The organism is Flavobacterium sp. ov086, from assembly GCF_900187965.1.
Classification (GTDB): domain Bacteria; phylum Bacteroidota; class Bacteroidia; order Flavobacteriales; family Flavobacteriaceae; genus Flavobacterium.
Genome location: NZ_FZNL01000019.1, coordinates 85,475 through 110,155, shown reverse-complemented (window position 1 = coordinate 110,155; position 24,681 = coordinate 85,475). Strand labels below are relative to the sequence as shown.

Annotated in this window: 19 protein-coding genes and 1 tRNA gene; 13 read left to right on the top strand and 7 right to left on the bottom strand. The window is 34.6% G+C overall.

Annotated elements, in window-relative coordinates:
- Positions 1-4 precede the first annotated feature (4 nt).
- From CHB81_RS19260 to CHB81_RS19200, 13 genes are all read left to right on the top strand, one after another.
- Positions 5-352, top strand: coding sequence for an FtsL-like putative cell division protein (locus CHB81_RS19260; protein WP_089353469.1), 348 nt, complete (start codon positions 5-7; stop codon positions 350-352).
- Positions 343-2,349, top strand: a complete 2,007-nt coding sequence (locus tag CHB81_RS19255; RefSeq protein WP_089353468.1) for a penicillin-binding protein — start codon at positions 343-345, stop codon at positions 2,347-2,349. Before CHB81_RS19260 ends, CHB81_RS19255 begins: the two co-directional genes overlap by 10 nt.
- A complete protein-coding gene (locus tag CHB81_RS19250) occupies positions 2,346-3,809 on the top strand; it encodes a UDP-N-acetylmuramoyl-L-alanyl-D-glutamate--2,6-diaminopimelate ligase (protein WP_089353467.1) in 1,464 nt (487 codons plus the stop codon). The genes CHB81_RS19255 and CHB81_RS19250 overlap by 4 nt, the downstream gene beginning before the upstream one ends.
- A 66-nt stretch (positions 3,810-3,875) precedes the next feature.
- Positions 3,876-5,102: a phospho-N-acetylmuramoyl-pentapeptide-transferase gene (gene mraY / locus CHB81_RS19245; protein WP_089353466.1), complete on the top strand. Its 1,227-nt coding sequence runs from the start codon at positions 3,876-3,878 to the stop codon at positions 5,100-5,102.
- Position 5,103: 1 nt separating this feature from the next.
- Complete coding sequence (murD, locus tag CHB81_RS19240; protein WP_089353465.1) at positions 5,104-6,435, top strand: UDP-N-acetylmuramoyl-L-alanine--D-glutamate ligase; 1,332 nt, start codon at positions 5,104-5,106, stop codon at positions 6,433-6,435.
- 81 nt (positions 6,436-6,516) lie between these two features.
- Entirely contained in the window at positions 6,517-7,833 is a 1,317-nt protein-coding gene (locus CHB81_RS19235; protein ID WP_089353464.1) for an FtsW/RodA/SpoVE family cell cycle protein, read from the top strand.
- 40 nt (positions 7,834-7,873) lie between these two features.
- A complete protein-coding gene (gene murG, locus CHB81_RS19230) occupies positions 7,874-8,962 on the top strand; it encodes an undecaprenyldiphospho-muramoylpentapeptide beta-N-acetylglucosaminyltransferase (RefSeq protein WP_089353463.1) in 1,089 nt (362 codons plus the stop codon).
- 69 nt (positions 8,963-9,031) lie between these two features.
- The gene (gene murC, locus CHB81_RS19225; protein ID WP_089353462.1) at positions 9,032-10,381 is read left to right on the top strand and encodes a UDP-N-acetylmuramate--L-alanine ligase; all 1,350 of its coding nucleotides are present in this window, start codon (positions 9,032-9,034) and stop codon (positions 10,379-10,381) included.
- The gene (locus CHB81_RS19220; RefSeq protein ID WP_089353461.1) at positions 10,368-11,090 is read left to right on the top strand and encodes a cell division protein FtsQ/DivIB; all 723 of its coding nucleotides are present in this window, start codon (positions 10,368-10,370) and stop codon (positions 11,088-11,090) included. Before murC ends, CHB81_RS19220 begins: the two co-directional genes overlap by 14 nt.
- A 6-nt stretch (positions 11,091-11,096) precedes the next feature.
- On the top strand, positions 11,097-12,518 hold the full coding sequence (gene ftsA / locus CHB81_RS19215; protein WP_089353460.1) for a cell division protein FtsA: 1,422 nt from the start codon (positions 11,097-11,099) through the stop codon (positions 12,516-12,518).
- Positions 12,519-12,601: 83 nt separating this feature from the next.
- Positions 12,602-14,611: a cell division protein FtsZ gene (ftsZ, locus tag CHB81_RS19210; RefSeq protein WP_089353459.1), complete on the top strand. Its 2,010-nt coding sequence runs from the start codon at positions 12,602-12,604 to the stop codon at positions 14,609-14,611.
- Positions 14,612-14,840: 229 nt separating this feature from the next.
- Positions 14,841-15,290: a GatB/YqeY domain-containing protein gene (locus CHB81_RS19205; RefSeq protein WP_074659845.1), complete on the top strand. Its 450-nt coding sequence runs from the start codon at positions 14,841-14,843 to the stop codon at positions 15,288-15,290.
- Positions 15,291-15,368: 78 nt separating this feature from the next.
- A tRNA-Arg gene (locus CHB81_RS19200) sits at positions 15,369-15,442 on the top strand.
- Positions 15,443-15,810: 368 nt separating this feature from the next.
- Here CHB81_RS19200 and CHB81_RS19195 read toward each other — a convergent pair.
- The 7 genes from CHB81_RS19195 to CHB81_RS19165 all read right to left on the bottom strand — a co-directional run bounded on the left by CHB81_RS19195 (position 15,811) and on the right by CHB81_RS19165 (position 24,611).
- On the bottom strand, positions 15,811-16,305 hold the full coding sequence (locus tag CHB81_RS19195) for a VOC family protein (RefSeq protein WP_089353458.1): 495 nt from the start codon (positions 16,303-16,305) through the stop codon (positions 15,811-15,813).
- Positions 16,306-16,378: 73 nt separating this feature from the next.
- Positions 16,379-17,194, bottom strand: coding sequence for a helix-turn-helix domain-containing protein (locus CHB81_RS19190; protein WP_089353457.1), 816 nt, complete (start codon positions 17,192-17,194; stop codon positions 16,379-16,381).
- 164 nt (positions 17,195-17,358) lie between these two features.
- Positions 17,359-18,333, bottom strand: a complete 975-nt coding sequence (locus CHB81_RS19185) for a DKNYY domain-containing protein (protein WP_176427550.1) — start codon at positions 18,331-18,333, stop codon at positions 17,359-17,361.
- Positions 18,334-18,563: 230 nt separating this feature from the next.
- On the bottom strand, positions 18,564-19,436 hold the full coding sequence (locus CHB81_RS19180; protein WP_089353455.1) for an AraC family transcriptional regulator: 873 nt from the start codon (positions 19,434-19,436) through the stop codon (positions 18,564-18,566).
- 47 nt (positions 19,437-19,483) lie between these two features.
- Positions 19,484-21,739 carry a TonB-dependent receptor plug domain-containing protein gene (locus CHB81_RS19175; protein ID WP_089353454.1) on the bottom strand — a complete coding sequence of 752 codons (2,256 nt, stop codon included), beginning with the start codon at positions 21,737-21,739 and terminating at the stop codon, positions 19,484-19,486.
- A gap of 102 nt (positions 21,740-21,841) precedes the next feature.
- Positions 21,842-23,110, bottom strand: a complete 1,269-nt coding sequence (locus tag CHB81_RS19170) for a hypothetical protein (RefSeq protein WP_089353453.1) — start codon at positions 23,108-23,110, stop codon at positions 21,842-21,844.
- 223 nt (positions 23,111-23,333) lie between these two features.
- Positions 23,334-24,611, bottom strand: coding sequence for a RidA family protein (locus tag CHB81_RS19165; protein ID WP_089353452.1), 1,278 nt, complete (start codon positions 24,609-24,611; stop codon positions 23,334-23,336).
- Positions 24,612-24,681 lie beyond the last annotated feature (70 nt).

The window sequence follows — 24,681 nt, the reverse complement described above, 5'->3', positions numbered from 1 at the left end:
GAAAATGAAAAGTGGAGTATTTGACATATTAAAAGCAAGATTTCTGATTAACGATGATGCGGTGAAAAACTGGCGCTTCATTGTTTTTATCATTCTGCTGGCGATTTTAATGATTGCAAATACGCAACGATACGAACAGAAAGTTTTTGAGATTGCAAAGCTTAATAATGAAGTAAAAGAATTGAGATCTGAATTTGTAGATCGACGTTCAGAATTGATGAAATTAAAAATGGAATCAACTATATCGGATAAAATGCTTGAAAAACAGATTTTTCCATCAACGGTTCCTCCAGTAAAAATAGAAGTTAAAAAAGAAGAAGAAAAAAGTTTCTTTAAAAGAATATGGCAGTAGACGATAAACATATATCCTACAGAATTTACCTCGTAGCAGTTTTCATCTTTGTGATGGCAATTGCTATTGTCGTTAAGTTGACCAATATTCAATGGGTTGAAGGAGATTATTATAGAAAACTGGCGAAACAACGTACGGTTAGAAATTTTGTAATTCCGGCAAACAAAGGAAATATCTATTCTGCTGACGGAAGCTTATTGGCAACATCAATTCCTAATTATGAAATTAGATTTGATGCTAAAGCGCCAAAAACGGAAACATTTGAAAAATATGTTAAGGCATTATCAGATTCATTAGCAACTGTTCTGGATAGACCGGGAGGTTATTACGAACAGGAATTAAGAAAGGCAAGAGCTAATAAAAATCGTTATTATTTGATTGCTCGTAATTTGAGCTATACGGATTATGTAAAAATAAAAGGATTTCCATTATTTAAATTAGGTGCTTTTAAAGGTGGAATTATAATTGAACAAGAAACTGTTAGAAAACATCCGATAGGGAAAATTGCAGAAAGAACAATTGGTTACGATCGTATTGATCCTGCAACCGGAATCGAAGTTGGAAAAGGAATCGAATGGGCTTTTAAAAGTTATTTGAACGGGAAAGACGGGAAAATTCTAAAGCAAAAAATTGCAAAAGGACAATGGAAACCAATCCGTGATGTTAACGAAGTAGATCCTGTTGATGGGTACGATGTTATTTCGACTATTGATGTTTTTATTCAGGATATTGCACATCATGCTTTATTGAAACAATTAGAAGAATATGAGGCTGATCATGGTTGTGTAGTAGTTATGGAAACAGAAACTGGTCGTGTAAAAGCAATTTCTAACTTGGGAAGGGCAGAAGACGGATCGTATTACGAAACCACAAATTACGCTATTGCGGAATCTCACGAGCCGGGTTCGACTTTTAAATTAGTTGATTTAATGGCAATTTTAGAAGATAAAGTAGCTGATACAAGTACAGTTTATGATAGTCACGGCGGAGAAATAAGATATTATGGACGTGCTGTTCGTGATTCACACAAAGGGGGGTATGGTAAGGTTTCGTTAGCTCGTGGATTCGAACTTTCGTCAAATACGGTAATGGTTCAGGCGGTTTATAACAATTATAAAAGCAATCCATCAAAATTTGTAGATCACATTAATAGCTACGGATTAAATAAGACATTAGGGTTGCATTTTAAAGGAGAAGGAAGGCCGTATATTCCACAACCTGGAGACAAACATTGGTCAGGAACTACACTTCCGTGGATGGCTTTTGGATATAATGTTTCGGTAACACCAATGCAGACACTGGCTTTTTATAATTCAGTTGCTAATAATGGAGTAATGGTAAGGCCACAATTTGTATCGGAAATTAAAGAATGGAATAAAACCATTAAGAAATTTGATGTTGAAGTGATTAATCCGAAAGTTTGTTCGCAAGAAACACTTAATAAAGTAAGAGCTGTGCTGCAGAATGTAGTAAAAAAAGGAACAGGGTCTAAGTTATATTCGAAAGATTTTTCGATGGCAGGAAAAACAGGGACGGCCATGGTAAATTATAGTAAGGCAGGAAGAGAAGGAATGTATTATGCGTCTTCTTTCGTTGGATATTTTCCGGCAGATCATCCAAAATATTCTTGTATTGTGGTGGTTCACAAACCAAATACAGCTAAAAATAATTATTACGGAGCAGATGTTGCAGGGCCGGTTTTCAAGAGAATTGCCCAAAAAATATTTACAGATGCACCTTCGACAAATAAAATTAAACAACTCGATTCTAAAATTCCAAAACAGGAAAATAGTTATAATGAATATACTGTAGAGGTAAATAAAAAATCAAATCAGGTTCCGGATTTAAAAGGAATGCCGGGAATGGATGCAATTGCTTTGCTAGAGAATTTAGGTTTGAAAGTAAAAGTAAATGGAGTAGGAAAAGTAAAAAAACAGTCTTTACAAGCTGGTCAGAATATTAGTAAAAACACAACAATAGTATTAGAATTATCGTGAAAATACTTAAAGACATATTATACAAAGTAGCTATCGAATCAGTAACAGGCTCGACAGAAATCGACATACATAAAATTGATTTTGATTCAAGAAAAATTGAAGCAAATGATGTTTTTGTAGCGATTCGCGGATCACTTTCTGATGGTCACGACTATATCGAAAAAGCGATTCAGCTAGGAGCTATTGCGATTATTTGTGATACTTTGCCGGCGAATATTGAAAAAGGAATTACCTATATACAAGTAAAAGATACCAATACAGCATTGGCTTTTATGGCGGCTAATTATTTTGGAAATCCTTCCGAAAAATTAAAATTAGTTGGAGTTACAGGAACAAACGGAAAAACAACGATTGCTTCATTATTGTTTCAGTTGTTTCAAAAAGCAGGATTTAAAGTTGGTTTATTATCAACTGTAAAAATCATGGTTGATGAAACCGAATATAATGCAACACATACAACACCGGATTCTATAACAATCAATCATTATTTAAATGAAATGGTTGAGGCTGGAGTAACACATTGTTTTATGGAAGTGAGTTCACACGGAATTCATCAAAAGAGAACAGAAGCTTTGCATTTTGTGGGTGGGGTTTTTACGAATCTTTCGCACGATCATTTAGATTATCATCCAACTTTTGCAGAATACAGAGACGTTAAAAAGTCATTTTTTGATTCATTGCCAAAAACAGCTTTTGCTTTATCAAATATTGACGATAAAAACGGACCTGTGATGTTGCAAAATACAGTTGCCAGAAAATTTACTTATGCCTTGAAATCTTATGCTGATTTTAAAGCAACAATTTTAGAGAGTCAATTATCAGGTTTATTGTTAAAAGTAAATGACAATGAAGTTTGGGTAAAACTTATCGGAACTTTTAATGCGTATAACGTTTTGGCAATTTACGGAACGGCTGTAGAATTGGGAATGGATAGTCTGGAAGCGTTGCGCTTACTGTCTGATTTAGAGAGTGTTTCGGGGCGTTTTCAGTATATTGTTTCAGAAGGGAACATTACTGCAATTGTAGATTATGCACACACGCCGGATGCTTTGGATAATGTATTAAAAACGATTAATGATATCCGTACCAAAAACGAACAATTGATTACAGTTGTTGGTTGTGGCGGAAACAGAGATAAAACAAAAAGACCAATTATGGCAAAAATCGCGACAGATCTAAGTGATAAAGCGATTTTAACCTCTGATAATCCAAGAAACGAAGATCCTGAAGTGATTTTAGATGAAATGGAAAAAGGAGTTGAAGCTCATAATTATAAAAAAGTATTAAGGATTACCGATAGAAAACAAGCGATTAAAACAGCTTGTCAATTGGCTCAGCCAAATGATATTATTCTAATTGCAGGAAAAGGCCATGAAACTTATCAGGAGATAAGTGGTGTACGTCATCATTTTGATGATATGGAAACTGTAAAAGAAATCTTAGAGCAACTAAACAAATAATTATCCATTTTCAGATTCTAAATACCACAGAATTAATTAAGAATCTGAAGTTTAAAATAAAAATATATGCTATACTATTTATTTGAATATTTCGACAAAACACTAGATATCCCAGGAACTGGAGTTTTTCAATACATCACTTTTAGATCGGCTTTAGCGTTAATGCTTTCATTGCTTTTGTCAACGATTTACGGAAAAAGAATTATTAACTTTTTGCGCAATCAACAGGTTGGAGAAACGATTCGTGAGCTAGGTCTTCAAGGTCAAAATGAAAAAGCAGGAACGCCAACAATGGGTGGATTGATTATCATTTTTGCAACTCTTTTACCGGTTTTGTTGTTTGCTCGTTTGCATAATATTTATATCGTATTACTTATTGTAACCACGCTTTGGATGGGAACAATTGGTTTTATCGATGATTATATTAAAATATTCAAAAAAGATAAAGAAGGTCTTAAAGGGATTTTTAAAGTTATTGGTCAAGTTGGTTTGGGACTTATCGTTGGAACTGTTTTATATTTTAATCCAGCGGTTACAGTAAGAACTGATACTGGGTATATTGCCAATTCTAAAGTTGCTACTACAGTGGTTTTACCTGCTCAAATGGAGGAAAAATCAACGGCAACAACAATTCCTTTTGTAAAAAACAATGAATTTGATTACGCCGAGTTATTAGCCTGGACTGGCGAAGGATATGAAAAATGGGCTTGGTTAATTTTTATTCCGGTTGTGATTTTTATTATTACAGCAGTTTCAAACGGAGCTAATTTAACAGACGGAATCGATGGTCTAGCGGCGGGAACTTCGGCAGTTTCGGTCTTAGCGCTCGGAATATTTACGTTTGTTTCCGGTAATATCATTTTCTCAAATTATCTAAATATTATGTATATCCCTAATTCGGGAGAAATGACGGTTTTTATATCTGCATTTGTTGGGGCGCTAATCGGGTTTCTTTGGTACAACTCTTATCCCGCATCTGTTTTTATGGGAGATACAGGAAGTTTGACTATTGGAGGAATCATTGCAGTTTTGGCAATTGCAGTTCGAAAAGAATTATTGATTCCGTTATTGTGTGGAATCTTTTTAGTAGAGAATTTCTCAGTGGTTTTGCAAGTGAGTTATTTTAAATTCACTAAAAAACGTTTTGGCGAAGGCCGTAGAATTTTCCTGATGTCGCCACTACATCATCACTATCAAAAGAAAGGATATCATGAGAGTAAAATCGTAACTCGTTTTTGGATTGTTGCCATCATGTTAGCCATATTATCAATCGTTACTTTAAAATTAAGATAACATGAGATTGGTAGTTTTAGGAGGAGGAGAAAGTGGGGTAGGTACCGCTATTCTCGGGAAGAAAAAGGGATACGATGTTTTTGTATCGGATTTTGGAAAGATAAAAGAGAGTTACAAAGAAGTTCTTATTATTAATAAAATTGCCTGGGAAGAAGAACAGCATACCGAAGATCTGATTTTGAATGCCGACGTGGTAATGAAAAGTCCGGGAATTCCAGAGAAATCTCCCATCATAAAAAAACTGGTTGCAGCCGGAGTAAAAGTGATTTCGGAAATTGAATTTGCAAAACCTTTTACTGAAGCGTTAACGGTTGGAATTACCGGAAGTAACGGTAAAACGACAACGACAATGCTTACGTTTCATTTATTGAAATCGGCTGGTTTGAATGTTGGTTTAGGAGGAAACATCGGAAAGAGTTTTGCCTGGCAGGTGGCCGAGAATAAATTCGATGCGTATGTGCTTGAGTTAAGTAGTTTTCAGCTCGACGGAATTATAGATTACAGACCTGATATTGCAATTATAACAAATATTAGTCCGGATCATTTAGACCGGTACGAATATAAGTATCAAAATTACATCGATTCAAAGTTCCGAATAACGATGAATCAAACCGAAAGCGATTATCTCATTTACGATGCAGACGATGAGGCAATTGCAGAATGGTTAAAGAACAACACAACAAAAGCAAAATTAATTCCTTTTTCATTGTCTAAAACATTCGATGAAGGGGCTTCTATAAATAACAACAAAATGGAAATAAAGATCAACCAAGAAGAGTTTACAATGGAAACAGAACACATTGCGTTAGAAGGAAAACATAACATGAAAAACGCAATGGCAGCAAGCTCAGTAGCGAAGTTGATGCAAATTAGAAATGCAACGATTCGCGAAAGTTTATCTAATTTTCAAGGTGTTGAGCACCGTTTAGAGAAAGTACTTAAAATTCAGAATGTACAATATATTAATGATTCAAAAGCAACAAATGTAAATGCTACTTTCTTTGCTTTAGACAGTATGAATGTTCCAACGGTTTGGATTGTTGGAGGAGTTGACAAAGGAAATGATTACAACGAATTGATGTCGTTAGTTCGCGAGAAAGTAAAAGCAATTATCTGCTTAGGAATCGATAATCGTAAAATTATTGAAGCTTTTGGGAATGTTGTTGACATCATGGTTGAAGTAAATAATATGAACGACGCTGTAAAAACAGCACAACGTTTAACTGAAAAAGGAGATGCAGTTTTATTGTCACCAGCTTGTGCAAGTTTCGATTTATTCGAAAACTACGAAGACAGAGGAAAACAATTTAAGCAAGCAGTCCATAACTTGTAGTAAAAAAAATGTTTCAAGTTTCAAGTTTCACGTTAGGAGGAACTTGAAACTTGAAACAAGAAAAACTTGAAACTAAACGGCATGAAGGAATTAGTAAACAAATTAAAAGGGGATAGGGTAATATGGTCATTCGTGGCTTTATTAGCGCTGTTTTCGTTTATGCCTGTTTTTAGTGCGAGTAGTAATCTGGCATACATTGGTCACGGAACCGGGAATACCTTGGGTTATTTAGTTAAACACTTAGCTCACGTTTGCATAGGTTTCCTGATTATTTATTGGGTACACAGAGTTCCGTATCATTATTTTAGAGCGATTTCAAAAATAGCGTTGCCTATTGTTTGGTTTTTATTGCTTTATACATTGCTTAAAGGAACTGTAATTGCAGGAGCAAATGCAAGTCGTTGGATTCAGGTACCGTTTATAGGGATTACGTTTCAAACTTCGACATTAGCAGCCAGTATATTATTCATATTTGTAGCACGTTACTTGTCAAAAACCAAGGATGAGAATGAACCGTTTCAGGCTTCATTAATACAGCTTTGGTTACCGGTTTTTATAACATTGGCGCTTATTTTGCCAGCTAACTTTTCGACCACGGCGTTGATATTTTCGATGGTAATGATGCTGACTTTTATTGGTAAATATCCATTGAAATATATTGGATTTATCATTGGTTCAGGAATTGCGATGTTGGCGTTCTTTCTTTTGGTAGCAAAAGCGTTTCCAGATTCAAGATTTTTCAGCAGGGTATCAACCTGGGAAAGTCGTATTATGAACTTTACAACTGATAAACCGGATGAAGATGATTATCAAATTGAGAAAGCAAAAATTGCAATTGCATCTGGAAAATTAGGAGGATTAGGCCCTGGAAAAAGTGTTCAGAAAAACTTTTTGCCACAATCATCTTCCGATTTTATCTACGCTATTATTGTAGAGGAATATGGATTAGTGGGCGGAGTAGCGATCTTGGTTTTGTATTTATTGTTATTGTTCCGATTTGTGATCGCATCGCATAAAGCAACTACAATATTTGGAAAACTCGTCGTCGTCGGTCTCGGGTTTCCGATGATATTTCAGGCGATGATTAATATGGCGGTTGCTGTAGAATTATTGCCGGTAACAGGACAAACGCTTCCGTTGATTAGTAGTGGGGGTAGTTCGATTTGGATGACCTGTTTCTCTCTCGGAATTATCATTAGCGTGACCAAAAAAGAAGAAGAAATCGCCGAAGAGCAAGAAGAAAAAGAAAGACGTAAAGAAGCACTTCAGAGATTAATTGATAAAGAATTATCAGAAGAAGATTTGCCGGCTGACGAAAAAATATATGAAGAAGAAGGGATGTATTCAATTGAAGATAATTCCAGAAATCCAATGAATGCAGTATTAAATAAAGCTTAGAAATAGGATAATTTTTAAAGCGTTATAATTTAAAAAAAATATGACAAAGTATAAATTCATACTAAGTGGTGGTGGGACCGGAGGACATATTTATCCTGCAATTGCGATTGCAAATGAGTTAAAATTACAATTCCCTGATGCTGAATTTCTTTTTGTGGGTGCCAAAGATAAAATGGAAATGCAAAAAGTGCCTCAGGCAGGTTACGAAATAAAAGGTCTTTGGATAGCAGGTTTACAAAGAAAATTGACTTTGCAAAATTTGATGTTTCCGTTAAAATTGGCAACAAGTTTGTTAGAGTCAAGACGAATCATCAAACAGTTTAAACCAAATGTAGTAATTGGTACAGGAGGTTTTGCAAGTGGGCCATTATTACAAGCGGCAGGTTCGGTAGGAATTCCGACAGTGATTCAGGAACAAAATTCTTTTCCGGGAATTACAAATAAGCTGTTGAGTAAAAAAGCAAATGCAATTTGCGTGGCTTACGAAAATTTAGAAAGGTTTTTTCCGAAAGAAAAAATTGTTTTGACCGGGAATCCGGTTCGTCAGGATTTAATTGATATTGAAAGTAAACGTGATGAAGCAATTGCTTTTTATGGTTTAGATCCAAATAAAAAAACATTGTTAGTTTTAGGCGGAAGTTTAGGTGCCAGAAGAGTAAATCAGTTAATTGAAAAAGAATTACAAAATATGCTTTCGCAGGATGTTCAGATTATCTGGCAATGTGGGAAATTATATTTTGAAGATTATAAAAAATACAATCAGCCAAATGTTAAAGTAGTTGATTTTATTGAAAGAATGGATTTTGTGTATGCTGCCGCAGATGTGATTATTTCACGTGCAGGAGCATCATCGGTTTCAGAATTATGTATTGTTGGGAAACCAGTAATTTTTATTCCGTCGCCAAACGTAGCCGAAGATCATCAAACAAAAAATGCGCAGGCAATTGTAGATGCAAAAGGAGCTATTTTATTGAAAGAATCAGAGTTGGAAAGTGAGTTCAGTATTGTTTTTGAAGCCTTATTGAAAGATGATGGAAAGCAAAAACAATTAAGTGCAAACATAAAGCGATTAGCAATGCCAAAAGCAACACAAGCTATCGTGGCGGAGATTGTTAAATTAATCAAGTAATAAAAGAATAGTCATAAAGATCAAGGTCTATGCATAAAGCATATCGCCTAAAGCTTAAAGCAAAAAGAAATGAATTTAGATCAGATACAAAACGTTTATTTTATTGGTATTGGAGGCATCGGAATGAGTGCCCTGGCTCGCTATTTTAAAAATATAGGGAAACAGGTTTCAGGTTACGATAAAACACCTTCGATGTTAACTAATGAATTGATTGAAAGCGGAATTGATATTCATTTTGAAGATAATATTAGTTTAATTCCTTCAGATTATTTTGCCGAAAATACATTGGTGATTTTTACTCCGGCTGTGCCTAAAACACATTCAGAATGGAATTATTTTATTGAAAGAAATTACGAAATTAAAAAGCGTGCTGAAGTTTTAGGAATTATTACTAAAGGTACTTTTAGTTTCGCTGTTGCCGGGACTCACGGAAAAACTACCACATCAAGTATTTTAGGTCATATTTTATATGAAAGCGGAGCGGATGTAACTGCTTTTGTGGGTGGAATTGTAGAGAATTATAATTCGAATTTAATCGGAAATGGTAAAACGGTAACGGTTGTAGAAGCAGATGAATTTGATCGTTCATTTCTGCATTTGCACCCAAATATCGCCTGTATCACTTCAATGGATGCGGACCATTTGGATATTTACGGAACAAGTGAGGCTATTGAGGCTTCGTTTGTAGAATTTGCTTCGAAAATAGAAAATAAGAATAAGCTGTTTATAACCAAAGAATTGCCGCTTGAAGGCGTTCAATGTGCTATAAATGAAGATGCTGTATATAAGGCGTTCAATGTTCGTATTGAAGATGGAAGTTATGTTTTTGATGTGCAAACGCCATCGGAAATTATGAAAGACCTGCATTTTGGATTACCTGGTAAACACAATTTAATGAATGGATTAATGGCTATTGCCATGGCAAAAACGTTTGGCACCCCGACCGACTCCATCGCAAAAGCCATTGCTTCATTCAACGGAATCAGAAGACGTTTTTCTTATCAGATTAAGTCTGAAAAGTTGGTTTATATTGATGATTATGCACATCATCCAACAGAGATAAATGCTGTACACCAGGCGGTTAGAGAATTGTATCCAAATCGTAAAGTTTTGGCCATTTTTCAGCCACATTTATTCAGTAGAACAAGAGATTTTGCAGATGGATTTGCGGAGAGTTTATCTCAATTTGATGAAGTGTTTTTGATGGATATTTATCCTGCACGCGAATTACCGATGGAAGGAATTACATCTGATTGGCTGTTGGGAAAAATGACGAATTCGAACAAAAAAATTGTTGCAAAAAGTGATTTATTAGCGGAGATCAAAGCCAGTGATGCGCCAATAATTGTAACAATAGGAGCTGGTGATATTGGAGAAATGGTTCCATCAATTAAAAAAATGCTAAATGAAAATATTTAATTGGACAAATATTCGATTAATTCTCATTTTGGGGCTTGTACTTTTTTTGTATTCGTTTGCTCAACATCGAAATGGAGATCGAAAATTAAAGAAATCCATGGTTGTTTTTGTAGGAGAAAATACGCTTTTTGTGAAGCCGGAAACGGTTAATAAATTGTTGATAGAAAATAAAAGAGACGCTTCCAGTATCCGAAAAGATGAGTTAGATTTGAATAAGATAGAAAAAACCCTTGATACGCAAGACATGATTGAGAAGTCAGATGTTTTTGTAAGTATCGATGGCGTTCTAAAAGCGGTAGTAAAACAGAAGACACCAATAGCGAGAGTTTATGATGGTGATCAATCTTTTTATATTGACTATGAGGGAAATAAAATGCCTTTGTCGGACAATTTTACGGCGCGAGTTCCTCTTGTTTCAGGGGCAATAAATAAAAAAAATAACGAAGATTTAGCTGCTTTATTTCGCACAATTTATGACGATGGGTTTTTGAAAAAAAACATCATTGCAATACAAATTATGCCGAATGGCAGCCTAAAAATGTTTAATCGAAATTATAATTACTTCATCGATTTTGGCAGAACGATGAATGTTGATAAGAAATTTAGAAACTATAAAGCTTTTTTTCAAAAAGCAGTTTTAGATAGTTCGTTATATAAATACAATAAGATTGACCTTAGGTTTACGGAACAAGTAGTTTGCACAAAATAATAGAAAATGGAAAAAGATAACATTGCAGTAGGTCTAGATATTGGAACGACAAAGATAGTTGCTATGATAGGCAAGAAAAATGAGTATGGTAAGTTGGAAATTTTGGGTATTGGTAAATCCAAAAGTTTGGGAGTTGCGAGAGGAGTTGTAAACAACATTACGCAAACTATTCAATCAATTCAACAAGCAATACTTGAAGCAGAGAATAATTCAGGTTATAAAATTAAAGATGTTGTTGTTGGTATCGCAGGACAACACATAAGAAGTATACAGCATACAGATTACATCAGCCGTAATAATCCGGAAGAAGTAATTGGCGAAAAAGATATTCAGCTTTTGATTGACCAGGTAAATAAGCTGGCCATGCTACCGGGAGAAGAAATTATTCACGTTTTGCCACAAGAATTTAAAATAGATGGACAATCTGAAATTAAAGAACCAATCGGGATGTACGGCGGAAGACTGGAATCTAGTTTTCACGTAGTAGTTGGGCAAGCTTCTTCGATCAGAAATGTTGGAAGATGTATTCAGAGTTCAGGAATCGAATTGTCAGGATTGACATTAGAACCATTAGCTTCGGCAGATGCGGTTCTTAGTCAGGAAGAAAAAGAAGCAGGTGTAGCTTTAATTGATATTGGTGGTGGAACAACAGATTTAGCCATTTTTAAAGATGGTATTATTCGTCATACAGCAGTAATTCCTTTTGGAGGAAATGTGATTACAGACGACATTAAAGAAGGTTGTTCGATTATCGAAAAACAAGCAGAGCTTTTAAAAGTAAAATTCGGATCGGCTTGGCCGGGAGAAAATAAAGACAACGAGATTGTTTCTATTCCTGGTTTAAGAGGAAGAGAACCAAAAGAGATTTCGCTTAAAAACTTATCTAAAATTATCCACGCACGTGTTGTGGAAATTGTTGAACAGGTTTTTGCAGAGATTAAAGCTTATGGACACGAAGATCCTCGTAAAAAATTAATTGCCGGAATCGTTCTTACAGGTGGTGGCGCTCAACTAAAACATATAAAACAATTAGTAGAGTACATTACAGGTATGGATACCAGAATTGGATATCCAAACGAGCATTTAGCAGGGAACTCGAGCGAAGAAATTTCTAGTCCGTTATTTGCAACAGCAGTTGGATTAGTAATGAATAGTATCGAAAATAGTACGCAAAGTGCTGTTAGAATGGAAATTGTGAATGAGCAGCCAAAAGTGGTTTACAGAAACGTGCCACCTCAAACACAACAACCTGTTCAGCAACGATACGAAGTTGAAGAAAACTACGTTGAAAGAGTAGAAACTATTGAAGACACAAGGGAAGTTAGAAATAATTCGTCTAAAGAAGAATCTACGGAAACAAAAATTAGAAGATCATTTTTTGACCGATATGTCGACAAAATCAAAGATTTTTTAGACAACGCAGAATAAGATAATAAAGAGAAAAGGAATTACTATTGGCCCCAAGTCAAGAGTAAAAAATGTATTAAATAAGAATTTCAAAAACCAAAAAGATGATGAGCAACTCAGAATTTGGAAGTATTTCATTTGATTTACCAAAAAACCAATCAAATGTAATCAAAGTAATAGGTGTAGGCGGAGGTGGTAGTAACGCTATCAATCACATGTTTAAACAAGGTATTAAAGGCGTAGATTTTATCGTTTGTAATACTGATTCACAGGCACTACAGAACAGTTCGGTACCTAACAAAATTCAGTTAGGAATGAATTTAACAGAAGGTCTTGGAGCAGGAGCAAATCCTGATGTAGGACAACAATCTGCTATTGAAAGTATCGCTGATATCGAAAAAATGTTAGACCGTGGTACTAAGATGGTATTTATTACCGCTGGTATGGGTGGTGGAACAGGTACAGGTGCAGCTCCGGTAATTGCACAATTGGCAAAAGAAAGAGAAATCCTGACTGTTGGTATTGTGACAATTCCGTTTCAGTTTGAAGGGAAAGTTCGTCAGGAACAAGCACTTTTAGGAATCGAAAAATTGCGTAAGCAAGTTGATTCACTAATTGTAATTAATAATAATAAGTTAAGAGAAGTGTACGGAAATCTTGGTTTTAAAGCCGGATTCTCTAAAGCGGATGAAGTTTTAGCAACAGCCTCAAGAGGTATTGCCGAAGTAATTACGCACCACTATACTCAAAATATCGATTTACGTGATGCAAAAACTGTTTTATCAAACAGTGGAACAGCTATCATGGGATCTTCTGTTGCTGCGGGTGAGAACAGAGCGAAAGATGCTATCGTTTCGGCATTGGATTCTCCGTTGTTAAACGACAACAAAATTACAGGAGCCAAAAACGTATTGTTGCTTATCGTTTCTGGATCAAACGAAATTACACTGGATGAGATTGGAGAAATCAACGATCATATTCAAGTAGAAGCGGGGCATAATGCTAATATTATCATGGGAGTTGGTGAAGACGAAACCCTTGGTGATGCTATTGCCGTGACTATTATTGCGACAGGTTTTGATGTGGAACAACAAAACGAAATTGTAAATACTGAGCCTAAAAAAATCATCCATACATTAGGAGACGATCAAAGAAGTGTTTATGATTTAACAAATAAGACATTAACTTCTTTTGATGTAAATACAGAAACATCTACTGCAAAATCAGAAGAAAAGATTGTTTTTGATTTAATGGAAGATACCTCGTTTGCTGATACGGTTGCTCCCGTAATTCCAACTCCGGTTGCTCCAGTTGCAGTTGCTCCAACTATTAATCAGGAAGAATTAGTGGTAATGTCTGAGTTTATCAAGAATCTTGATGTGACTTTTGAGATCGTTTCGCCAATTACAGATATCGATTTTACAATATCAACTCCTGCTCCTGAAGTGCAAGCTTTTCAGGAAGTGAAACCTGTTCAGCAAAGAACTTTTGAAAGAGAAGAACAAACGACTTTTTCATTTGATTTACCACTTTACAGATCAGAGCCAGAAGTAAAAAGAGAGCCAGTTACTGAACAACAAGAGACTAAAATCTTGTTTGAATTATCAAATGAGACCCGTAATATAAAAGTAAATGATCCAGTACAATTTGTACCGGTAACAGAACTTTCTGAAAACGGAATCATCAAATATTCTTTAGAAGAATATATGGAAGTTGAAAATGATTTAGTGGCATCAAAACCGGTTGAAAAAGTGATCGAAGATGTAATTCCTGAGGAATTAAATATCACTATGAAGCCAAGAGTTGATTTTGCAAGCGAAGCTGATTATTCAACAACATCACATGTTTCTCCAATGGAATTAACAATTGAGGAAACGTTACGATTAAGAGCTGAAGAGAGAAGAAAGAAACTAAAAGAATTTAATTATAAATTTCATAATAACGTTTCAAGAATTGACGAACTGGAAAAAGAGCCTGCTTATAAAAGATTAGGAATTGATTTGTCTAATTCACAATCAAATAACACCAGTTCCAGAATATCAGTTGGAACAGATAGTAACAACGATTTGCAACTACGTTCAAACAATTCATTTTTGCATGACAATGTAGATTAATTTTGCAATCATAATAAATATGGATAACCCGAGAATTGGATTTAATTTTCGGGTTATTTTTTTTATCTTCGCACAGAATTTAAAATTTGACTTCTTTGATACGCTTTTAAAGTGAATCTTATTATCGCTTCGAATCCATTTGGCCTCGCTTAAGATAATTAGTCAAGAATAAATTTAAAATAAATATATCAATCTATAAGCTAAGGCTTGTTTAAATAAAAATTTTAAAATGAGTTTACAAACATTAATCATGGACGAGATTAAAACCGCCATGAGAGCAAAAGATACAGTAGCATTAGAAGCTTTAAGAGCAATTAAATCTGAAATGTTATTAGCTGCAACGGCTTCAGGTTCTAAAGAAGAATTAACAGAAGATGACGAAGTTAAATTACTTCAAAGATTGGTTAAAACTCGTAAAGAAAGCGCTAGAATCTTTACAGAACAAAACCGTCCTGATCTTGCTGAACCAGAATTGGCTCAGGTTGCAGTAATTGAGAAGTTTTTACCGGCACAATTAAGTGAAGAAGAAGTAGAAGCAGTAGTAGCAAAAATTATTGCTGAAACTGGAGCTTCTGGAATTGCTTCAATGGGGAAAGTTATGGGATTAGCATCTGCACAATTAGGCGGAACTGCTGAAGGAAAAACAATCTCAGCAATTGTAAAGAAATTATTAGTATAAAAATATTAGATTTTAGAGTTCAGATTTTAGATTTCATTCAATAATCTAAAATCTAAACTCAACAATCTGCAATCAAAAGACCGCGTAGTTCAACTGGATAGAATATCAGATTTCGGCTCTGAGGGTTGGGGGTTCGAACCCCTCCGCGGTCACATAAATAAAAAGCCTGAGGATGCAGATTCTCAGGCTTTTTTTGTGGTTCTAAAATTTTTAAGATTTTCTTCTAGTTTTAAAAACACCTATGTTTAAAGGGGATTTTGGTTCGAATACAATCATGGATCTGTTAAGCTCTACGATTCTCTTTCAGGTTCTAAAGTTTAGGTTTAGTTCCCAACTTGAACTTTATGTTAAGCTCGCACATCTAGTTTTTAGCTTACCCATAACCGTCTAATGTATGAGCAGTAACGGATTTATTTGCACTAAATTCTCGGAAAGCAAGATACTTAATTAATGCAATAGCGGTTCAAGTTTGCACTTAAACCGCTATTGCTTATACATATTGTTGTGCGTTCGCTCTTTTTTAATTCGGTGAATGAAGTCCTATTTTATTTCCCTCCGAATCGTGGAAAATGGCAAAAAATCCCCTTTCGTCAGCGTGGGGTGTTTTAGGAATAATTATTTTTCCACCATTCCTTTCTATTTTATCAAGAATTGTTTGTAGATTATCTCCACCATTCAGATAAATAGTAACTCCGCTAGCAGAAGGTTCGTAACCTTCTCCTTTCATAATCACTCCTGTAACCATTTGGTCTTGGTATGGGAATAAGCCCATTTCTATTCCTGGGAAATCTAATTTTTCAATTTCTACCCCTAAAATTTCTTTGTAAAAGTTGATGGCTCGTGAAATGTCCGTTGCAGGAATTTCAAAAATTGAGATGTAACTGTTCATTTTCTTTACGCTTTTTGTGTTTATTTCTTTAGTTTGGCTTTGTTCGGGAGTTAAATAATCTTTGTTTTTACAAGACACAATACCGAATGTTAGGGCAATAATTGCGATAAAAATTTTTTCTTTCATTTTTAGTTTGTTATTGACGGAACAAAACTAATAGCTGAAAGTCTATTAAAATTGTAAAAATGCGACACCTGAATTATTTATAAAAAAGTGCAGAAAGATCCAAACTTTCACCAGCGAGAAACTCTTTGGGATTTATTCCTGTAAACTCTCTAAAGTCTTTAATGAAGTGTGCTTGGTCAAAATATTTACTATTGTAGGCAATATCGGTCAGGTTTTCCGACTTTTGGTTGAGCAACATTTTTAAAGCTGTTTGTAGGCGAATTATCTTTCCCAATTGTTTGGGACTAACTCCAATTTGCTTTCTGAAGTTTCTTTCGAGTTGTCTTCGTTTTGACAAGTCGTCTTTAAGAATTGAGTTTATTGAAGCACTTCCGTTTGTCGATAGAAGGGAATCAACTATGTTCTTTACTATTCTATTAATCGTTTTTTCATCATTAAGCCTTTCTAAAAGAAATTTTTCGATAATGCTTATCCGTTGTTCCGTATTTTCTGCTTTGATGATTTTTTGTTCCAAGTCATTTGCGTTTTCTGCACCAAAAAGTTGGTCTATAGATGTTTCTTTGTTTATTAAATTGTTCATTGATTCAGAAACAAAATTGGCAAACCCATAAGGATAAAATCGGATAGCAAATGTATTTACATAACCTATTGGCTCAATGTAAAAGGGCTCAATTGTTTGTCCGAGTACCATTGCACGAGGTTGAAGTATAAATTTATCTTCGGAAGTGTACCGTTTTATATTGTCTCCAAGAATAAAAGCCATTTCAATACAGCCGTCAGGAACTATTCGTTGTTTTTGTAGTTCAGATTGCTTAGGCACTTCCAAAGTCCAATAGCAATTTACAAGCGATTTTAAATTTGAATGAGGTTCGTATGTTTTATAATCCATTTATCGTTCGTTGCTTTTTCAGAGTGACGCACAACGTTCTCGTGCTACAAGCAGTTTGGGACTAAATTAAGCCCATTCTTCGGATTTGCCAAATCATCCAAATACAAGACCAACTTTCCATTAAGCCAATTTCCCAAATCCGTTGTAGTGGCTGTTGGTGACAGTTATTTTTCGTTCTGCTTTTCTTGCGGTTTACAATGAATTCTTTCTGTTACTTTAAATATTTTTTCAGTTTCAGAAGGTTTTGAATAATCATAACGGTAAAGTTTCTCAACAATGCAATTACATTTGTCATTTGCCAACGCAACGCTGATAATTTTTGATTCGCCTGACCAATTTGAATATTTAATATTCTTAATTGAAAAACCTTTCGATTTTAGTTTTTCTACAATTTCGATTCTTTTATTTTGGTCTTCTTTATATAATACCAAATTGTCATAAATATCATCAAATACTATTGGTTCATATTCACAAATAGGCTTGTCAAAATCAAATTTCTTGTAACTTGTTTTTTTGAAATCATCTTCATTAATAATACCGAACTCGTAATTGAAGTTTTTATCTTTACCTTGAAAAGAACTTGTGATTTTAAAAGTTTCTACGTCTGCTCCGTATAGAATTTGATTGTTATTAATTATATATTTTTTTGTCTTTCCCCAATCATCGTCAATAGGAACAAAATCATTTATATCGTCAATAATTACAGCTTCTCCTCCGTGAATTAAAAAATTATCAGCCTTTGACCAAGGATATTTAATCAATTTTATTTTGTCTGGATTAACACCTTTAATTACACAATCGTTTAAGTTGTTATAAAAACCAAAAAAATAAGCGGAGTCTTTGTCACGGAAAATATAGTTTCCAATAAACTTAAAAGTGTTTGGGTCAATATTTTTTATAAGTTCTCCGTCTATAAACAAATGATTTTTGTCTTTGCCAAACTCAAAGTTGCAATCGCAGTCAAATGTTAATTCTTGAAAAGTTTTTGCATCTGCTTGTTCAATTAAACTTTTTCCTTGTCCACTTCCTTCATTCCAATATTCGTAATATACTTTGCCATTTTCAACTTTGTAACCGCGCCTGCAACTTGTCAAAGCTGAAATTGTTAAAACTATAAAAATTACTTTTTTGATCGTCATTTTAGGTATGTCTGTTATAATTGCCACCATCGTTCTAGCGCTTGGCGAGGTTGGGGAATAAAGATGCGAGATTTTTCGGTTAAATACAAATTTCCCAAATACAAAACCAACTTCAAATGAAGCCTAAAACCCAAATTGCTTTTAGCGTGTGTTAGCAGTTGTTCTTATATTTCAGTCTCAAAAAGTTGCCAACTTTCAATCCCAACTAGATTGTTTGAAATTACATCATTTTATTTAAAAAACTGTAGCCTATATTCTTTAGGGGTGATTCCTGTAATTTTTTTGAAAAGTTGCGTAAAATGTGAAGCGGTGTGAAAATTAAGCTGATAAGCAATTTCAGCAATATCTTTACTGGACTGAAGAAGTGCCTTGCTATAATTGATATCCATTTCGTTAATCCATTGTTTTGGTGATTTTTGAGTTATATTTTTCACACATTTATTAAGATAATTTTCTGTAACAGATAGTTTATCTGCATAAAATGTTACTCTTTTTTCATCTCTGTGATATTTGAACAAGATATCCCGGAACTGAAGAGACAAATCCATAGGACGAGTAGCTGATTTATGATGACTATCAGAATCGGTACTTAATATTTTAACCAAAATAAGATGAAGCATAGTAATGATTATCTCATTTAAATTCAATTCATTAAGCCACAACTCCTGCTCCATAATAGTAAGCAGTTGTTTAATCGTTCCGTAAGTAAGGTTATCCAAATTTAAGAAAGGAGGCATAAAAAAAATGCTGGTTTTATGTTTGGGTAATTCCTGTTCAGATACAATATTGTTCTCATAGGCTAAGAAAAAACCTTCGGCATCATCAGATAATTCTATTGTCGCTGTAATTGTTCCTTGTTTGATAAAAATAACACCTCCTTTTTCTACATTATATTCTTTATTCTCCAGATACTGTTTAATATGTCCGTTGGTAATAAACAGAACAAAATTAAAGGTGGTACGGTACGGAACTACAGGCATAAGAATACCTTTTAGATAATCTTCAAGCCTGTAAAGCTGTATATCTGCATTATTAGAAAGTATTTTTTCTGTAATGTTAGGAAGAAAAAGTTTTTTATACTGAAAATTAGAAAGTGTTTCCATATTAATTATCCTATTAAAGATCGTGCAAATTTAATAATGAATATCATTTAAAATTTATAAAATATTCCCATTTTTATCCCAAAAGGATTTCCAGGAGTATAGGTAATATCAGTAATTGGTGCCGCTTCATTTTTCAATTGAGTTTCTGTAGCAAATTGAGCTTCATTCCATTTTACATCGAATAAGTTATTGATTTGAAAATTAGCCCCCCATTTTGCACGGTTGTAGGAAAGTATCAAATCATTTACAAGGTAAGGTTTTGTTTTGAGACTATTATCCTCAACAGCAGGTCTTTCACCTAGATAGCGATACTGTAATCCTATCGAAAAGCCTTTCATGAAATCCCAATTTAAAGATCCGGTACTCGTAATTATTGGTGCTAACGGAATATAATCTTCTCCTTTTGGTTCCTCCATTAATCGGGCATGAGAATAATTAACATCAGCATTTAAATACAGATTTGGTAATGGCTGGTAGCGAATACCTAAATCAAATCCATAACGTTTTGATTTACCCGAAGGTTCGACTACAGCATCATCACCTACATAAACAAATTCCTGTTGTAGAAATAAATACCATACCGTTGGTGTAATAATCAATGATTTTAATGGATGAAGTCTTGTTCCAAAATCAGCTCCTAGAGAATATGGTAACGTGTTACGTCCGTTTTGAGGAATTACAACCCTCATATCATTAGAATGAAATCCCATACCAGTTTTTAATAACCATACAACTTTGTCACTGGAAGCATAAGATAAATTAAGCTTAGGACTCAGTCTGGTTGCTTCTGATGATTGTCCCGATGGCAATTGCTCCTGATCCAGTAAATCATGCATATTGAAAATAAAATGATCCAGTCTTAAAGCCGGAGCAATAGTCCATTTCCCGGTTTTCCATATCAATTCTGAGTAAGCGTGTAAATTGGTTTCTACGCCGGTAACATCCATCTTTTTATCCAATAATAAATCTCTGTGATAAACATGATTCAGCTGCAAAGTTTGAATATCGTCATTTCGGAATCCAATTCCGGATATCAATTCAAAAGAACTATTAGAAAAGATGAAATTTTTGACATGTTTAAATTCACCGCCATAAATATTTCTGCCATCTTTTTGTTGAATTTCATCTCCGTGAATAGGATCATTTAAGAAAAATGTAAAATCAGAATACAGATTAAAATTATACTTAGAGTACCAAGCCATCGCTTCAATATGCTCTGATGGAGAAATGATATGTTTAAAATTCATCTGGACATTGCTGCGAGAGGTGCTTCCTCCTTCGGTAGGATCAATGCTTCCCCAACGATCAATAATTCCTTGATTAATGGCGCGTTCCGGATTTTGTCCTGAAGCATTCCAGGAAGAATTAAACGTAGAAAATTGGATATTGAAATAATCATTATCTGTTATCCACTGGTTGTATTTTCCAAAGATATTAACCCTGTTGAAATTTTGTTTTACATCAAAAGGGCCATCGGTATAATTGTATTCTGTTGCTAAATAGAAATTTTTCTTATTGTCAGGATCGTTTATGATATTAAACATTCCCAGAATTCTTTTTGTATTAAAAGAACCTCCTTCAAGTTTAATCATACTGTTTTTTAAAGCTCCATAAGTTTTAAAATCTACATAACCCGCAGTATTAAAATCTCCTCTGTCAGCATAATAGGCTCCTTTTCCAAAATCGATATTATTGATGGTTTCAGGAATCACAAAATGCAGATCGGAGTATCCCTGACCATGAGCATGAGATACTATATTTACAGGCATTCCGTCTACATTCACACTAACGTCCGTTCCGTGATCTGCATCAAAACCTCTTAGAAAAATTTGTTCTGCTTTTCCACCGCCGGCGTGTTGAGCAATAAACAAACCAGGAACTTTGCGCAATAAATCCTGAGCTGAGTTTACCGGAAATTTATTAAGATCAACCTTTGTGATATCTGAAAGAAATGACTTGTGATTAATTATTATTTCGGAAATCTCAATAGGTTTACGCTGAAGAAAAATGACTTTGTTTTCATACTCAGTATTGCTATTAACAGCCACTTTCTGCTGATCATATCCCTGATGACTAATTACAAGTGTATCCGGAAAGGATTGAAAGTGCAATTTGAATGAACCATCTGGTTCTGAATGAGTATGTGTGTTTCCGTGATTGTATTCTATCAAGACATTACCTATTGGGAATTTGCTGTCTGTATCTTTAAGGAAAGTTTGCATTTCACTTTCTTTCTTCTGTGCTACAGACGCTACACTTATCATTAAGAGAAGGAAAACTATTGTATTTTGAATTCTTGTCATTTTGTTTTGTAATATAATCCACAAAATCTGCTTGCAAAAGCTTCAAGCAGATTTTGTAGATTTTTATGTTTAATGCGACTCAAAAGTCTATTATAGTAAAAGCTAGAATCCAACCATCATGCCTACAGCAATCTTATTGACTGTAGAAGTTTGTGTATTGGTATTGATGATCTGTTTCGCGCCGGCATCATATTCTAAACCTATTAAGAAGTTTTTGGTGATATCATACATAGCATTGATAGAAGCAGAAGGCAAAGCAATTCGCGTATTCGAATTCGTATTATTGTTAACAAAATCTGATGTTGAATTATCATTTATAACTTTGCTGTTTACAAGCGAAACAGGACTTGCATTATACGTCATGGTAGTATAACCGACAACTAAATTAGAATGCAGTCTTTTCTTTTCTCCAAAGTAATATTCTACGCCTGCAGAACCTCCATAAATAGGAACCGTTTTAAAATTGCCATTCTGGTCATAAATGGCATCATACATATTTCCTGCACCTCCATTACCAAACAAGGCACCGGATAAAGTATAAGAGCCTCCTATACCAGAACCAGCTACAGCCTGAGCCATAAAATAACTCTTTTCATTAAGCATGGTTTTGTAATTGACATTAACACCCCATCCCATTGTCATAGCATTATCATTTGTGTCTTTTTCATAACGAAGCGTACGTCCCATAAAGGCTAAACGTAAGTAACCGGTCTGGTCATGCAGTTTTTTGGTAAATGCTACAATTGGATCTACAGAAAACTGACCGGGAGTAACTCCGCCAGCGATTTTAAGATATTCAGAAGAACTTTCGATACCACCTTCAAATTTCCACGATTTGTCGGCACCAAAATCATTGTAATATTTAACCTGTAGATGACGCGCCCATGTACCGCTATTAGGTCCTTCCCAGTCCAGCGTATTGTACCAGCTTGGAACACCGTTACCAAAGAAAGTCCAGTCCTGACCTATGTGCCAGTGATTGTAATCTACGTAAGCAACCCTCAATTGTAAGTTACCGCCTGCACCGGGAGCACCCCACCATTGTGCTTCGACATAAGTAACTAAAGGACCTTTTGAGAATCCATTATAGGTAGTCTTCCATGCCAGCTGTGTTTGGTACATATTGAAACCTGCATTTTTTTGATCGATTGGATTGTAAGGGTCGGCTGAATTTAAGTTGAGTGACTGAGAATTCATGTCATTACCCCCCAAATTTAAATAGCCATTTAATTTTAAGCGAGGAGAAAACTCCATTTCATAAAGCGATTTTCCATCATCTGTTTTTTGTTGAGACGGAAAATTAATTTGTGCTTGTGCTGTATAACAACCAATAACAACCAAGAATAAAAATGCGAACTTACTATTTTTCATAATTGCTTTATTTTAAGTATAAGGTAATTTTGATTTCTGAATTCATTAAGAAACAACCGTACGTGCCCGATGCTAAATACTTTTTTAGTTTATTTAGGAATAAAAAAAAGCTAAAGAAATAAAGCAGAAGGGTAAGGGGAGAATAGGATTATTCCCCCTTTAATAAATTATTTTGAGTTGAATGTTATCAAAATGAGAGGATATACTCATCTAATGATAACTGTTATATTTTTAGAGGTGTTCCTTCTGCATTTGAAACCACTACATCAATTTGGATTAAGGCATCTTTTTGTAATGCTGATACGCCAACCGTTCTTCTTGCAGGAATACCCTTTGGAAAGAATTTTGTATAAACCTCATCTACAAGGTCGCTATCTGTGATGTTTTTAAGGAAAATATTAACCTTAACCACATCTTCCATACCATGTGAAATACTTTCCAAAATTGCTTTGATGTTTTTTAAGCATTGTTCTGTCTGCTCTTTTACACCTCCGGCTACCATTTTACCCGTTTTTGGATCGATTGGTAATTGAGCTGAAAGGTGATTGTAATGTGAGAATGCTACGGTTTGTGTAGACAAAGAATTCTTTGGCGCATTTTCGGTATTGTTTGCTTTTATGACAATTCCATGTCTGTCTTCGATAGCTTGAGGAGGTGTTCCATCTCCGTGTGATACTACTGCTTCAATTTGTACTAAAGCATGCATAGATAAATCAGAAACGGCAACGATTGTTCTTGCAGGAACATAAGCTACAGCTCTGGCAATAGCCGAGTCTGGAAAAAATGTTGTATAAACCTCATCTACAGCTTCAATATCTGATAGGTTTTTAAGAAAGATATTAATCTTAACAATATCATCAAAAGGAACATCAATACTGTTTAAAATTGCTTTGATATTTTTTAAACATTGTCGAGTTTGCTCTTTTACACCTCCTGTTACCAATCTGCCTGTTTTTGGATCGATTGGTAATTGAGCCGAAAGATTATTATAATGAGAGAATGATACTGTTTGTGCAGACAAACTACATATAGGTGCATTTGTGGTGTTATTGATAAGTTTTATCAGATTACCTGCCTGTGGTGCATTAGGAATTGTACCCTCGCCATTTGAAACAAGCGCTTCAATTTGTACTAAAGCATTCATAGGTAAAGCTGCAACTGCAACTGTAGTTCGTGTTGGAACATAAGTAGGGAAGAATATTTTGTAAACTTGGTCTACAGTATCAATATCCTTGATGTTTTTAACGAATACAGTGATTCTAACGACATCATTCATAACATGATCAATGCTGTCTAAAATTGCCTTGATATTTTTAAAACACTGTTCAGTCTGTTCTTTTATACCGCCAGCTACTATTTTACCAGATTTTGGGTCGATTGGTAATTGAGCTGAAAGATTATTATAATGTGAAAACACTACAGTTTGTGAATATGGTCCGATACTTTTTGGAGCATTTTCTGTATTTCTAGCTAGTAATGAGTTTATTTTATTTGATGCCATTTTGTTTATTTTATTTTAATAATTTGAGTAATTTTTAGCTGATGCATTCTGCTGTCAAAGCAAGAAATGC